The following is a 14545-nucleotide window of genomic DNA, read 5'->3' on the forward strand; positions in this document are numbered from 1 at the left end:
ACTCCTGAAAAGTGTCCGCAGCGGCTTTGAGACCCGCTGCGGTGCACCCGGGTTTGCGATTACTCGCCGACTTTGCCGCCGGCAGCGTCGCAGGCCGCCTTGGTCATGGCCTTGAAACCGTGGCCCTTGCAGACAGCCTGGCCCTTGCAGGCGTTTTCAGCGGTCTTGCAGTCGTTCATGCCTTTGCAGGAAGTCACACCGTAGCAATGAACGGTAGCGTCGGCGGCCTGTGCCTGGGTGGCGACACCGGCAAACATCGTGGCGGCAGCGATAGCCAAGGCAGCACCGGAAACGGCGTTCTTGATATTCATTGTGTAGTCCTCATCGATAAGTAGGTAGGTCGGCCTGAACGGATTGCTCAGTCTCGACACACCACTAGAGTGAGGTGCCCCACGGGCGTTACAGCCCTCTCCAAAAAATCTGAAAATCAATCTTCAAGCTTCAACAGTGGCTCCTGGAAGCGCAGCAAACGCCCGGCATTCCCCAGTACCAGCAAGGTACTGAGGTTATGCAGCACGGCCGCAATCATGGCGCCTGCCGCTCCGAGCCAGCCAAAAGCCGCAAACACCACAATGGCCAAGGTCCAACCCAGGCCGATGATCACGTTGACCTGCAACGTCTGCCGGCACTGGCGGCTCAAGCGCACGCACGTACCCAGGCGTCGCAGGTCGCTGCCGATCAGCACCACGTCCGCCGACGCCAGGGCGATATCCGCCCCGCCCGCGCCCATGGCTACGCCGACCACTCCGGCCTTGAGCGCCAGGGAATCGTTGATGCCGTCGCCCACCACCATCGGACGGAAGCCGCTGCCGATCTCGCCCAACACGCGGTTGAGCTTGTCCTCTGGCAACGCCTGGGCTTCGACGTCACTGATGCCCACCTCCAGCGCAAGGCTATCGGCCACACTTTGACGGTCGCCGGTCAGCAGCAGTTGGCGGCCCAGGCCCAGGTCACGCAGCTCTTGCAAGGCTTGGCGGGCTTCCGGCTTGACGCTATCGGCCAGCAGCAGCCAGGCCAGGAATTGCCCGTTCAGCGCCAGCCCGGCGATGGGGCCATCGTGAGTCGGCACAGCCGTGGTGACGATGCCCAATTGCTCGAATAATTCTGGCCGGCCCAGCGCCGCTTCGCCCTGATCGGTTTGCGCCACCACCCCAAGGCCCTGGCGCTCGCGGATATCGCTCAGCGCCAGCCTGTGTTCCTGCGGCGCCAGCACCGCCAACGCCCGGCTGACCGGATGGCTGCTGGCCGAGCCCAGGCTGGCTGCCAGGTTCAAGACGATTTGCCGATCCGGCACAGCGGTGTCGATGGATTGCAGGCGCAGGGTGCCAAAGGTCAGGGTGCCGGTCTTGTCGACCACCAATGAGGTCAGGTCCGCCAACTCCTCCAGAAACGCCGAGCTGCGAATCAGAATCCCGTGCCGCGCCGCCACCGCGATACCGGCAATCGCCGTGGCCGGCGCCGACAACACCAACGCACACGGGCATGCCGCCACCAGCACGGCGAGCATCGCCTGGGCGTCCTGGGTCACAAACCAGGTGACCGCCGCCAGCAACAACACCAGCACCATATAGCTGCCGGCATAGCGTTCCAGCAGCCGCGTGATCGGCGGCTTGGAACGCTCGGCGTTCTGCATCAACGCAATGACTTTGCCCAAAGTGGATTCATTGCCGGTGCGGGTCACCTCAAGGCGTAACACACCGTCGAGGTTGATCGCGCCGCCAAACACCTGCACGCCGACGCTGGCTTCCAACGGCACCGACTCACCGGTAATCGGCGCCGTATCCAGGCTCGCCTGGCCCGACAGCACTACACCATCGGCCGGCACCCGGTCGCCCGCACGCACTTCTACCACATCACCGGTGTTCAGCGTGCCGTTGTCCACTTCCACGATGCTGCCGTCAGCCTGCACCCGGCGCGCATGGCTGCGGGTCAGTTTGCCCAGGGCATGGATCGCCTCCTGGGAGCCGATCACGCTGCGCTCTTCCAGCACGTGGCCGAAGATCATGATGATCGGCAACAACGCCGCCGTCAGCAGATCGCCGGTGGCCCAGGCGCCGAGCATGGCCAGGGCGATGAGTTGGTCGGTGATGCCATGCAGGCTGGGAAACCGCAGGCTGTACCAGGCCGAACGCATCACCGGCACGGCCACCAGCAGGGACGCCACGCCCAGCAGCAGTTGGCTCACACCCGTCTGGTCCGGCGCGAACCCGCGCCACACCAGACCCAGTACCAGCAAGCCCAAAGCCAGCATGGCCAGGGTCAATTGCCGCGCGGCGCTGCGCTGCTCGGCAGAGGTCAGCATGGGTGCGCTCATTGTTCGGCTCCCTGGATGATCAAGCGGGCGTCGTCTTTCGGATCGACCGTGGTCACGGAACCGGCCTGGCCGAGAATCTTCGGCAGGCGCTCGCGGTACAGGCGCAGCAGCAGGCCCGGGTCTTTCACCTGGGCCAGGCTGGCGACGGTCGCGGTTTGCGCCTGGGCATTGGCCAGGCGTTCGCTGGCCTGGGCGTGCGCCACTTGCACCAGGCGATCGGCCTGTTGGGCCGCATTCTGGGTCAGCTTTTCAGCGTCGGTACGCGCGTTGGCCACCGCCTTATCGGCTTGCTGGCTGGCGGTGAGGACCGCATTGAAGGCATTCACCGCCGGGCCCGGCAGGCTCGATTGCACGTCGACGCGGGTGACGGCGATGCCCAACCCCAAGCCCGTGGACGCCAGTTCCGCGAGGCGTTTATTGATGCCTTGCACCAAGTCACCGCGCAGCCGCTCACGGCGTTCGGCGGCGCCGTTGTCGGTGCCGATCAGCTCGGGGCGCGCCACCAGAATCGTGTCCAGATCGCGCGCCGCCGTCAGGGCCACGGCGCTGCGGGTCACCAAGCGGTCCAGGGCCGGCAGTACATGCGCGCCCTGCAACACAAAGGCGTAAGGCTCGGTGACTTTGTAGAACACCCGCACATCCAGCTGCACCACGCCAGCGTCGCCGGTCAGCAGGTAACCGGAACCGGCCAGCGCATCACTTAACGGCGTGGCGAAGCTGGCCACGCGGTCGGCCTGGATCGCCGCGTCGGAGCGCAGCAGGTTCTCCACCCGACGTTCGATCACTCGGTCGGCGGCGGGCAACAGCACCACCTGTTCGAACGGCTGCGGCCAGGCCAGCAACAGCCCGGCATTCTGGATACGGTCGAGGGCGCCGAAGTGCAGCACCACGGCGCGGTTCTGCGGGTCGATCTGGCGCACATTGGAAAACGCCCAGGCCAACGCCGCCAGCACCGTCACCGCGTACAAGGCCATGAACGTCAGGCGCCCGGCCTGGATCCACGGGCTGTCGGGGCTGTCACGCTCGGTCATGGCTGGACGTCCTTCGGCCCGTCCACCAATGCGCGGAACGGTGCGGCGTCGGTGCGCAGGATGATCCTGGTACCCGGCGTGACCACCGTGCCCAAGGTGTCGAGGGACCGCAGCAGGTTATACAACTGCGGATTGCCCGCGTAGGCACGCCCGTAAATCTGCGCTGCTTCAACCCGCGATTGCGCTTCGATATCGGCGGCTTTCACCGTGGCATCGGCTTGCACAATGCGCGCATCGCGCTCGGCGGCGGAACGGATCTGCGCCGCCTCGCGCTTGCCCACCGCAGTGCGTTCGGTGGCGATGGTTTCACGTTCGGCGCGCATGCGGTCGACCGTGGCGGTGAGGGTCACCGACGGCAACGTCAGCCGCTCGATCCCCACTTGGGCCACACGCACGCCATACGTGGTGAGCAATTGTTGATCAATCTGTTGGCGCAATTGCGCTTCAAAATCGGCAATGCGCACCTGGTTGGCGTCGGTGTTGATCAGGCTGGACAGGTCGAAGCTCGCCGCCGTGGTTTCCAGCGCCGAACCGACAAAGGTGCGAATCTGCCGCGCCGCTTCATCCGGCTGGTTCTGCACCGCGCGCATGAAGCGCTGCACATTGTCGGCATCGCCCTGCACCTGCCACGCCACATAGGCCTGCACGATAATCCGCAGGCCATCGCGGGTGCCCACGTCCTGCAAACCGCTGGACGTGGTGCGCAGGCGCAGGTCCACTGGAATCGCCGCTTCGAACGGCGCCGGCCAGCGCCAGCCCAGGCCCGGCTCCAGCAGCACGCGCGACGGGTTGCCGAAGCGGGTAATCACGGTGGCCTCGCCGGAACGCACCTGCACCAGGCTGGCGGCGGCTACCGCAAACAGCACCAGCAACAACGCCCAGGCCATGCGCCGCCAGGGGAACGGGCCTGCCGCCTGGTCATCGCCGTGGTGATGATGGTGATGGCCGTGATGATGATCATGGGAATGAACGCTCAACAGACAGACTCCTTATTGAACGGCTTTACGCGGCGCCGAAGGGTCGGCCGGTAAGGTAAAAGAACGCAGATCGATCGTCGGCGCGCCATCGGCGCCCAGGCGGTGATCCAGAATAAGCAGCTTGGCGTGGGCCAGGCCCAGGCTGAGTTGGCCGAGGTAGTGTTCGAGCACGAACGCCTGGCCAGCCGTGGCGTAGGCCCTTTGTTCGGCGGCAAATCGCAGGCCGGCGGCTTGGGCGCCCGCGTTCACTTCACGGGCGGTGGCCTGGGCCTGGTCGCGGGCGGTGCTGGCCAGCAGCAGCGCCTGGTTGGTTTGCTCGCTGGCGGCGCCGCGCTCGCGGGAGATCAGGGCCTGGGCGCCAATCTGCGCGGCTTGCACGCCGTGATACGCATTGGCGGCGCCGGCCGGCGGGTGGATCGCCTCGACGACGGTGGCGAGGATTTCCACGCCGCTGTCGAGTTTTCGCAGGTCCGCCTGCACGGCGCGGCCGATTTCGGCGGCCAGCAGGGTGCGTTGCTCGCCGAGCAATTCATCGAGGGTGCGCGAGGCAAAGTCATGCACCAGGATGCGGCTGGCGGTGCTGCGAATCAGCTTCGGTACATCCGCGCTGTTATAGGTGGCGGCGAGCGCAGCCTGGTCGGTGAGGCCGATGCGGTAGACGAAACGCACGTCCATATTAACGATCTGGAAGCTCTGCTTGTCGCCGCTGCTGCTGGCGATCACCTGGGATTTGTCGTTCACATGACTGGCGTCCCATAACCGATTGGCGATCAGCGGGGCCGGCCCTTCAGCGGGCGCCAGTTCTGGCGTGGCGGCTTCGCTGACGCTGGTGGCCAGCTCGTGCACCACGCCGTTTTCGACGCTGATCACGCGGCCCAGCGGCCAGGGCAACCCGGCATGCAAGCCAGGGCCGAAAACCTGCACCGGTTTACCGAAGCGCTCATAAATCCCGCGGCCTTGCAGGGGCACTTCGTGCACGCCGGTGAGTGCCCAGCCTACCGCCAGCACTACAAGCAACACCGGGAAAAACGCCCTGCGCATGTAGGTAAACGCCCAGATCTGGCGCAGGTCGATGCCGAAGCGGTTATGCAATTCGTGTTGCAACGCGAGCAAGGGTTGGGGCGGCCAGCGCAGCAAGCCCGCGATGAAACTGTGGGCCATCAGGCGTGGTTCGAGGCGGGGCTGACGGGGGCTGAACAGTGACAACACAGTCCTGAATAGAAACTCCAGCGAGACCAGCGCCGGCAGCAGGCCGATCAACACCGCCAACCGTAACGGCCAGACGGACTCAGCCCCGGCAAACAGCAGGCAAATCGCACTGATCAGCAGGCAGATAATCGCCACCCGGCTCAGTTGCGCCAGCTGCGAGGCTTCAGGCCACTGCGCGACGGTTTCCTGAGCCAGCCGACGTTCAAACACCAACAGGCCAAACGCCAGTGCCAACGCCAGCGCGGCACCGATGCTTGCCGATTGCCCGACCGGTGCGGCGGGCAGCGCCAGGTTCCAGAATTCAATAACGCTGACCAGCGCCAGCAGCGACCAGCCGCATAGCCATAACACCGGCGTGCCAATCTGACTGACGAAGCGTGCAACAAAGCGCGCGTACCAGCCCGTTCCTTCAACCGGCGCGTCAACGGCGTGCTCTTCCAACGCCTGCGCGCGCCAATCGGCCACCCACCACGCCGATTGCAACCCGGCCACCAGCAGCAGCAACGCCGACGCACAGTTGATCAACACCACCGGCCAGATCGACAGCGGCGCAAACAGCGCGACAAACAGCGCCAGTACCCAACCGGCGACGGCCAAACCCGTCAGGCCAATACCGGCCTGACGCAGGCGACGGGCATGAAACATACCCTGTTGAAAACGCGGGAGGCCTTCCACCGAAGCGCCGTCAGCTTCCAGATCCACTTGCATCCACTCAACGTCCGCTTCGTACATAATTCGTTACGATATAACACGCAGCGTGAAATTTTTGTTCGTTAAACACCGCTTTCGAATCAACCCAAAACCCTTGTGGGAGCTGGCTTGCCTGCGATGCAGACACCTCGGTCCATCAGTTGCACCGAGGTGATGCTATCGCAGGCGAGCCAGCTCCCACATAAGTCCGCTCCCACAGGGGTACATCATTGAGCTCCAGACCGTGACTAAACCCCCATAAACACGCGCCATCACTGGTGCAGGCTGCGATTAATCGGCACACTCCAGACACTTTTTCGCGGGTCCACGGACAAGGATGCGTTACGCCTCATGATTTCGATCTATCAGCTCAAGCCGCGTTTTCAAAACCTGCTGCGCCCACTCGTGCAGCGCCTCTATGACAACGGCACCACCGCCAACCAGATCACCGTGCTGGCCGGCGTGGTTTCGCTGCTGGTCGGCCTGCTGATTGCCAGCTTTGCCCAACACCTGTGGCTGTTTGCGCTGATCCCGCTGTGGATGATCCTGCGCATGGCCCTCAACGCCATCGACGGCATGCTCGCCCGGGAATTCGGCCAGCAGTCGCGCCTCGGTGCCTACCTCAATGAACTGTGCGACGTGATCGCCGACAGCGCGTTGATCCTGCCCTTCGCGCTGATCCCCGGCGTGAGCCTGGCGCCGGTGCTGCTGGTGGCGCTGCTGGCGGTGTTCAGCGAATACGCCGGCGTGTTGGGGCCGATGGTGGGCGCGTCGCGCCGCTATGACGGACCGATGGGCAAGAGCGATCGGGCATTTGTATTGGGAGTGCTGGCCACCGGCGTGGCGCTGGGCTGGCTCGGCGCGGCTTGGGTCGACGCGGTGATGTGGCTGGTCGCCGCCCTGCTCGCCTACACCCTGGTCAACCGCGTACGCCAAGGCCTCAAAGAACAACCAGAACCTTCCCCTTCTGCATAAGGATTTTGCGATGCGCGCACAGCAAGAGCACACCTTCGGTACCCATGATGGCGTTGAGCTTTTCTACCGGCACTGGCCGGCCACCGCGCCTGCGGATGGCCAGGTGCGCAAGGCAATTGTGCTGTTCCATCGCGGCCATGAGCATTCGGGGCGTATCGCCCATCTGGTGAATGAGCTGAACCTGCCGCAATTCGACTTCTTCGCCTGGGATGCACGCGGCCACGGCCAGTCCCCCGGCGAGCGCGGTGACAGCCCGAGCTTCGCCACCAGCGCGCGCGATGTGCAGACCTTCTGCAATCACATCGGCGCCGCATATGGCATAGAGGAAGAGAACCTCGCGGTCATCGCCCAAAGCGTCGGCGCGGTGATTGCCGCGACGTGGGTGCATGATTACGCGCCCAGGATCCGCGCGCTGGTGCTCGCCTCGCCGGCGTTCAAGGTGAAGCTCTACGTACCGTTCGCCCGGCCGGGGCTGGCGCTGATGCGCAGGTTTCGCGGCAACTTTTTCGTCAACAGTTACGTCAAGGCCAAGTTTCTCAGCCACGACCCGGAACGCGTGGCGTCCTACGACACTGACCCGCTGATCACCAAGGCTATTTCGGTGAATGTACTACTCGGTCTGTACGAAGCCGCCGACCGAGTGGTCGCCGACGCCCAGGCGATCCAGGTGCCGACTCAACTGCTGGTCTCCGGCTCCGACTTCGTGGTGCACCGCAAACCCCAGCAGCAATTTTTCGACCGCCTGGGCAGCCTGAAAAAAGAGCTGCATATCCTCCCCGGTTTTTTCCATGACACCCTGGGCGAACGCGACCGCGCCACGGCTGTGAACAGCGCCAGGCGCTTTATCCTGCAGAACTTCGAATACCCGCTGGACCGCGCCTCGTTGCTCGATGCCGACAAATTGGGTGCCACCTGCGCCGAATCCGAAGCCCTTGCCGCGCCGCTGCCGCGCAACTCCCTGCGCGACCTGTACTGGCGCATGACCCGCGCCAGCATGGGCCTGGGCAAAAACCTGTCGGAAGGCGTAAAGCTGGGCTTCGACACCGGCTTCGACTCCGGCAGCACCCTGGACTACGTGTACCGCAACCAACCCACCGGCAAGGGCGGGCTGGGCCGGATGATCGACACCAACTACCTCAACTCCATCGGCTGGCGCGGCATTCGCCAGCGCAAGCTGAACGTCGAGGAGCTGCTGCGCCTGGCCATGGCCAAGTTGCGCGCTGATGATCGCGCCGTGCGCATCGTGGATATCGCCGCTGGCCACGGCCGCTACATCCTCGAAGCCTTGCAGGGCGTTTCGCCGCTGCCGGAATCGATCCTGCTGCGCGACTACAGCGACATCAACGTGCGCGACGGTGGCGCATTGATCCGCGAAAAAGGCCTGGGGGATATCGCGCAGTTCGTCAAAGGTGATGCGTTCGACCGCCTGGATCTGGCGGCGCTGGAGCCCAAGCCCACCCTGGCGGTGGTGTCCGGGTTGTATGAATTGTTTGCCGATAACGCCATGGTCGGCGGTTCGCTGGCCGGGCTGGCCGAAGCGGTGGAGCCCGGCGGTTACCTGGTCTACACCGGCCAACCGTGGCACCCGCAACTGGAGCTGATTGCCCGCGCGTTGACCAGCCACCGCCAGGGCCAGGCCTGGGTGATGCGCCGGCGCAGCCAGGCGGAAATGGACCAACTGGTCGAGGCCGCGGGCTTTCGCAAGATCACCCAGCGTGTGGATGAGTGGGGCATCTTTACCGTGTCCCTGGCGCAGAAGATCTGAGCATGCGCGAACCCGGTTTATTCAAACCCGCGTTGCTGTGGCTGCTGCTGTTGGCGCCGCTGTTTTTCAGCACCTACGGCTTTGCAACCTGGGTCACCAGCCAGCGCAGTGACGTCGGTACGCTGGTGTTCGGCTGGGAAACCCATATGCCGTTCTGGGCCTGGACCATCGTGCCCTACTGGTCCATCGACCTGCTCTACGGGTTCTCCCTGCTGTTGCCCAGCACCCGGCATGAGTTGAAACAACACGCGTTGCGCCTGCTGAGTGCGCAGGTGATTGCGGTGAGCTGCTTCCTGATCTGGCCGCTGCGCTTTACCTTCGAGCGGCCGGAGCTCGATGGCGTGTTCGGCTGGCTGTTCGCGGTACTGGCTGGGTTCGACAAGCCGTTCAACCAGGCGCCCTCGCTGCATATCGCACTGCTGGTGATCCTGTGGGTCATGTATCAGCGTCATGCCCAGAGTGTGTGGCGCTGGCTGGTGCATGGCTGGTTCGCGTTGATCGGTATTTCGGTGCTGACCACTTATCAACATCACTTTATCGACTTACCCACAGGCGCTCTCGCGGGTTGGATTTGCGTGTGGCTATGGCCGGTGGAGCACCCGAGCCCGCTGTTGAATGCCCGGCTGACGCAGGATCCCAAGCGCTGGCGGCTGGGCCTGCGTTACGGCCTGGGCGCATTGGCACTGGCGATCCTTGCCTTTGCCATAGGCGGCAGTGGGTTGTGGATACTTTGGCCGGCGGTTTCCCTGGGTTTGATCATGGCCAATTATCTCGTGCTTGGAGCGACGGGCTTTCAGAAGCGCGCCGATGGTCGGTTGACGCCCGCTGCGCGCTGGCTGTATGCGCCCTATCTGGCAGCCGCGTGGATCAATTCGCGCCTGTGGACCCGCAAGCATCCACAGCCCGACCTGATTGTGGATAACGTCTGGCTTGGGCGCGTTCCTGCGGCAAGCGAGCAGGAACCCTTCAAGGCCATCGTCGATTTGTGCGCCGAATTGCCGATTAATCCACAGGGCCGCGCCTATCAATCCATCTCGGTGCTGGACTTGATCGCCCCGACACCCGCCGAATGCCTGCAGGCCGCACAAGCCATCGAGCGCCTGCGCTGCAATGGCCCGCTGTTGGTGTGCTGTGCTCTCGGTTATTCACGTAGCGCCACCGCCGTCGCCGCCTGGCTGTTGCACACCGCACGCGCCGCGACGATAGAGGATGCGCTGGCTATCATTCGTACAGCGCGGGCCGATGTGGTCCTGCACCCCGCACACCGTGAAGCCTTGGAGGGTTTGCCCCATGCCCGCTGATATGGAACTGCAGGTCGTTGCCAGCCTGCTGCGCCGTGGCCGTTCGCTGGATCAGTTATCCACAGGCCTGACGCTGGTCGGTGTCGGGTTTGGCCTGGCGCAACTGCTGACGGCCAGCATTGCGCCGATCTGCCTGCTGCTCAGCCTGTGGATGATTATCCTCGGGCTGTTGCAAAAGTATTGGGCGCTGCGCGTGGCTTTCGATGCCGACCTGTTCGCCCTGCTGGCCCGCGATATTGACCGCACGGCGGACCTCGACCAGGCCCTGCAAACCCTTGGCCTGCAATCGCCCAAGCGTGCCGGCCGGCCCTGGACCGAGCGCCGTCGCGGCGCGCTTAAATTGCTGCGCAAACAAGCCTGGCTGCTGGGCGCGCAAGCGCTGCTGACCCTGGGCGTCATTCTCGCCAGCCCCTGGCTGCCTTTCGCCGGATAAGGAACCCCCATGTTCGAACCCGTGGTCGCCACGCTGATTACCTCCATGGCCCGCACCGTCACCGGCGCCCGCAGCCTGTGGTTGGGTTGCGCGCCAGTGCCGGTGCAACGCATCTACTTCGCCAACCACAGCAGCCATGGCGACTTTGTCCTGTTGTGGGCCTCCTTGCCGCAAAACCTGCGCAAATTCACGCGCCCGGTGGCCGGCAGCGACTACTGGAACAAAAGCGTCTTGCGTCGCTACATCATCAACCGGGTGTTCAACGGCGTGTTGATTGACCGTGAACGCAAGGACCCTGTGGATAACCCGTTGCAGCCCATGCTCAACGCGCTGGAAGGCGGCGACTCGCTGATCATCTTCCCCGAAGGTACGCGCAATCTGGAAGACGGCCTGCTGCCATTCAAAAGCGGTCTGTATCACTTGGCGAAAAGTTACCCACAGGCCGAACTGGTCCCGGTGTGGATCGCCAACCTCAACCGGGTCATGCCCAAAGGCCGCGTACTGCCACTGCCACTGTTGTGCACCACCAGCTTCGGCGCGCCGCTGCACCTGGAAGACGGCGAAGACAAGGCCGCCTTTCTCGCCCGCACCCGCGACGCCCTGCTCGCCCTCGCTCCGGAGCATTTCTGACATGGATAGCCAAACCCTGATGTTGTTTGGCGGTATCGGCGCGATCCTGGTGCTCGCCTCGCTGATCGGCCTGATTCTCAAGCTGCGCACACGCGGCACGCAAAATGCGGTGATCGACAACCTCAACGCACGCATCAACGCCTGGTGGGTGATGGTGGTGGTGATCGGCATCGCCTTCTGGCTGGGCACCGGCGCGGTGATCCTGTTGTTCTACGCGGTGTCGTTCTACGCCCTGCGCGAATTCCTCACCCTCACGCCCACCCGCCGCAGCGACTACCCGGCGCTGGTCGCCGCGTTCTACCTGGCGCTGCCGCTGCAATACCTGCTGATTTACTCGGACTGGTACGGGCTGTTTTCGATCTTCATCCCGGTGTACGTGTTCCTGCTGCTGCCGATCCTTGCCTCCCTGGGCGGCGACAGTACGCACTTCCTGGAACGCGCCTCGAAGGTGCAATGGGGCCTGATGATCGCCGTGTTCTGTGTGTCCTTCGTCCCGGCGTTGCTGACATTGGACATCCCCGGTTATGAGGGCCGCAACCTGCTGCTGATTGCCTACCTGGTGATCGTGGTGCAGCTGTCGGACGTGCTGCAGTACGTGTGCGGCAAGCTGTTCGGCAAGCATAAGATCGCGCCCAACCTGTCACCGTCCAAGACGGTGGAAGGGTTTGTCGGCGGGATTCTGCTCTCATCCCTGATCGGCGCGGCGCTGTGGTGGACCACGCCGTTCAACCCGTGGCAGTCATTCCTGATTGCGCTGCTGATCAACCTGCTGGGGTTCGCCGGCGGGATCGTGATGTCGGCGATCAAACGCGATCGCGGTGTGAAGGACTGGGGGCACATGATCGAAGGCCACGGTGGGATGCTGGATCGGCTGGATTCGGTGTGTTTTGCGGCGCCGATTTTCTTTCATCTGGTGCGGTACTGGTGGACTTGAATTTTTTAAAGCTAACAAATTGAATTGATTTATAAGCCTATCGGCTAACAAGACGGTATATATTGTTAGCTTATAGGCTTATTTATTGTATTTTTTGTATGCCTATAGGCTAATATCTATTTCCATATTGATAGCCTACGAGCTTACAAAGGTCTTTTATCATGGTTACTTCCAATCTCTACAAGCTGCGCCTTTCTCAAGTAGAACGCGCTATCGAACCTTTCAATGCCGTTAAAGGCACCCCCGTTCCGCAAGGCGGTTGGCTGCGGTCTATCAGAGAATCCCTAGGTCGCTCATTAAGAGCTCAGGCCGAAATTGCAGGCGTCTCTTCAGTGACCCTGACCAAATCCGAACGCTCCGAGGCCGAAGATCGGATATCGCTCGCACAGCTGAGAAAGCTAGCGGCAGCACTGGACTGTGAACTCGTCTACGGCCTGGTCCCCAAAAAGCCTCTGCATGAAGTCATACAAGACCGCGCCGAACTGATGGCCAAGCAAGAAATCCTAGGCGTCACACATTCCATGAGCCTCGAAGATCAACGGCCTTCCGATGCGTTCATCGAACGTCAGATTGATGAACGCCGTAAAGAACTGCTCGACGGTTCGTGGAAACGCCTATGGCAATAGAACTGGAACTTAAACCCGGCCAAACCCCTCTCGACCCCGACGAAGTCGCTGGCCTGAAACCGAGGCACATCGCCACCCAGGGCGAATTGGATGAGTGGGAGGCGCAAAACATCCTAAAAGCCTCACGTTGGATAGCCCGGCAGAAAAAGCTGGATGTGCTGAACGATCATTTCTGCCGTGAGCTGCACACGAAAATGTTCGACGACACATGGAAATGGGCCGGCACGTTCCGCAAATCAGATAAAATATTGGCTGTGACTGGACGCAGATTGCCGTCAACTTGCGTCAGTTACTCGACAACATGGCTTATTGGCTGGAGCACAACGTCTTCCCGGCAGAAGAGGTTGCGGTGCGCTTTCATCATCGACTTGTTTGGCTACACGCCTTCCCAAATGGCAACGGCAGACATGCTCGCCTCATGACTGATTGCCTGCTGAGGCAATGTGGTCTTGCGCCCTTCTCCTGGGGGCGCAGTAACCTGGTGACCGCGACCGAAGTTCGCCAACGCTACATCCAGGCGCTTCGCGCTGCTGATGCCAATGATTACGCTCTGCTGTTGGCATTCGTGCGTAGTTGAAGCGCCGCTTGGGGATGACGGGCAAAGTCCGAAACTACGTCTCCTACGCCCTGCGTCCCTTTCCTTCGCAGGACATTTCCTAGAGAATCCCAGCCGCTTGTGCCCCGCCTTTTCGATGGCTAGTCTGCGTTCGTCACTGCCAATTCAGTGACCGGGTTTAGTCGCTCGAATGTACATTGGACTACTTGGAGTTAATGAGATGACCAAAGTAAAGTCCAACCCGCCCCACCACTTTTTCACCACCCATCCCGACCTAAGCCTGGAAGACGCCCTGGCCTACGCCTCAGACCTGCTCCACTGTGCCGAAGGGCTAAGTGATTCACCTAAAGCCGCCGGCTACTTGATGGAAATGGCCAAGGTCATGGTGGACCGTTCACTGGACTGCATGACTCCACCGTAACCTTGTAGTGAGCGGGCTTGCCCCGCGCTGGGTGGCGAAGCCGCCCCAAACCAGTCGACCCGGTTGTACCTGACACACCGCAGCGGTCCGATTGGGGCGGCTTCGCCACCCAGCGCGGGGCAAGCCCGCTCACTACAAGCGCTCTATCCTGGCAAATGTCTCAGGGGCAAAGACCCTGGGGGTTTTACGGTCTGGATCGCGAAGTTGCTGCGGATGTCCCTCACCCCCGGCAGCTTCAACAAGCTGCCGGTGACAAACCGCTCATACCCGCGCAAATCCGGCACCACCACTTGCAACAGAAAGTCCGATTCCCCCGACACCAAAAACGCCGAAATCACCTCCGGCAACGCCGTGACCGCCTCACGAAAAGCGTTAGCCTCGGTGTCGTTATGCCGCTCCACCTTGACCCCTACAAATACCATCATCCCCAGGCCCACTTCATCGCGGTCAAGCGTGGCCTGGTAGCCTCGGATCACGCCGGCCTCTTCCAGCAGACGCACGCGTCGCAGGCAGGGTGAAGCGGACAGCCCGATCTCGTCGGCCAGTTGCACATTGCTCAAGCGCCCATCGCGTTGCAGGGCTTCGAGAATCTTGCGGTCAAACGCATCAAGTTTGAGATTTGGCATAAGTGAATGGCCGTTAAGCTCACCTGTGGCAGATAGTGCCAAGACTAGACGCTTTTC

15 protein-coding genes are annotated in these 14545 nt (G+C 62.6%); 9 read left to right on the forward strand and 6 right to left on the reverse strand.

What is annotated here, in order from left to right:
- Positions 1–59 precede the first annotated feature (59 nt).
- The 5 genes from bufA2 to hflK (KVG91_RS13095) form a co-directional block, all read right to left on the reverse strand.
- Entirely contained in the window at positions 60–311 is a 252-nt protein-coding gene (gene bufA2 / locus KVG91_RS13075) for a BufA2 family periplasmic bufferin-type metallophore (protein ID WP_071490868.1), read from the reverse strand.
- 116 nt (positions 312–427) lie between these two features.
- Complete coding sequence (locus KVG91_RS13080; protein ID WP_169375294.1) at positions 428–2314, reverse strand: cation-translocating P-type ATPase; 1887 nt, start codon at positions 2312–2314, stop codon at positions 428–430.
- Positions 2311–3345 (reverse strand): protease modulator HflK, encoded by a 1035-nt coding sequence (gene hflK / locus KVG91_RS13085; protein WP_169375293.1) that lies wholly within the window; start codon positions 3343–3345, stop codon positions 2311–2313. The genes KVG91_RS13080 and hflK (KVG91_RS13085) overlap by 4 nt, the downstream gene beginning before the upstream one ends.
- Positions 3342–4322, reverse strand: coding sequence for a protease modulator HflC (gene hflC, locus KVG91_RS13090; RefSeq protein ID WP_169375292.1), 981 nt, complete (start codon positions 4320–4322; stop codon positions 3342–3344). The genes hflK (KVG91_RS13085) and hflC overlap by 4 nt, the downstream gene beginning before the upstream one ends.
- 12 nt (positions 4323–4334) lie before the next feature.
- Positions 4335–6239, reverse strand: a complete 1905-nt coding sequence (gene hflK / locus KVG91_RS13095) for a protease modulator HflK (protein ID WP_169375291.1) — start codon at positions 6237–6239, stop codon at positions 4335–4337.
- Positions 6240–6572: 333 nt separating this feature from the next.
- Between hflK (KVG91_RS13095) and KVG91_RS13100 the strand changes: the two genes are divergently transcribed.
- From KVG91_RS13100 to KVG91_RS13140, 9 genes are all read left to right on the forward strand, one after another.
- Positions 6573–7196, forward strand: coding sequence for a CDP-alcohol phosphatidyltransferase family protein (locus KVG91_RS13100; RefSeq protein WP_169375290.1), 624 nt, complete (start codon positions 6573–6575; stop codon positions 7194–7196).
- A gap of 10 nt (positions 7197–7206) precedes the next feature.
- Positions 7207–8961, forward strand: a complete 1755-nt coding sequence (locus KVG91_RS13105) for a bifunctional alpha/beta hydrolase/class I SAM-dependent methyltransferase (RefSeq protein WP_169375289.1) — start codon at positions 7207–7209, stop codon at positions 8959–8961.
- Positions 8962–8963: 2 nt separating this feature from the next.
- Positions 8964–10262, forward strand: a complete 1299-nt coding sequence (locus tag KVG91_RS13110; protein ID WP_169375288.1) for a phosphatase PAP2/dual specificity phosphatase family protein — start codon at positions 8964–8966, stop codon at positions 10260–10262.
- Positions 10252–10695 (forward strand): hypothetical protein, encoded by a 444-nt coding sequence (locus KVG91_RS13115; RefSeq protein ID WP_169375287.1) that lies wholly within the window; start codon positions 10252–10254, stop codon positions 10693–10695. Before KVG91_RS13110 ends, KVG91_RS13115 begins: the two co-directional genes overlap by 11 nt.
- A gap of 9 nt (positions 10696–10704) precedes the next feature.
- A complete protein-coding gene (locus KVG91_RS13120) occupies positions 10705–11325 on the forward strand; it encodes a lysophospholipid acyltransferase family protein (RefSeq protein WP_169375286.1) in 621 nt (206 codons plus the stop codon).
- Position 11326: 1 nt separating this feature from the next.
- Positions 11327–12259, forward strand: a complete 933-nt coding sequence (locus tag KVG91_RS13125) for a phosphatidate cytidylyltransferase (RefSeq protein WP_076952145.1) — start codon at positions 11327–11329, stop codon at positions 12257–12259.
- Positions 12260–12420: 161 nt separating this feature from the next.
- A complete protein-coding gene (locus KVG91_RS13130) occupies positions 12421–12885 on the forward strand; it encodes a helix-turn-helix domain-containing protein (protein ID WP_169375285.1) in 465 nt (154 codons plus the stop codon).
- A 301-nt stretch (positions 12886–13186) separates the two neighbouring features.
- The gene (locus KVG91_RS27575; protein WP_256664820.1) at positions 13187–13462 is read left to right on the forward strand and encodes a mobile mystery protein B; all 276 of its coding nucleotides are present in this window, start codon (positions 13187–13189) and stop codon (positions 13460–13462) included.
- Positions 13463–13661: 199 nt separating this feature from the next.
- The gene (locus KVG91_RS13140) at positions 13662–13862 is read left to right on the forward strand and encodes a DUF3077 domain-containing protein (protein ID WP_169375284.1); all 201 of its coding nucleotides are present in this window, start codon (positions 13662–13664) and stop codon (positions 13860–13862) included.
- A gap of 143 nt (positions 13863–14005) precedes the next feature.
- Here the strand turns inward: KVG91_RS13140 and KVG91_RS13145 are convergent, their stop codons facing one another.
- On the reverse strand, positions 14006–14488 hold the full coding sequence (locus tag KVG91_RS13145; RefSeq protein ID WP_169375283.1) for an Lrp/AsnC family transcriptional regulator: 483 nt from the start codon (positions 14486–14488) through the stop codon (positions 14006–14008).
- Between the last annotated feature and the right edge of the window lie 57 nt (positions 14489–14545).

This window comes from Pseudomonas azadiae (genome assembly GCF_019145355.1).
Classification (GTDB): domain Bacteria; phylum Pseudomonadota; class Gammaproteobacteria; order Pseudomonadales; family Pseudomonadaceae; genus Aquipseudomonas; species Aquipseudomonas azadiae.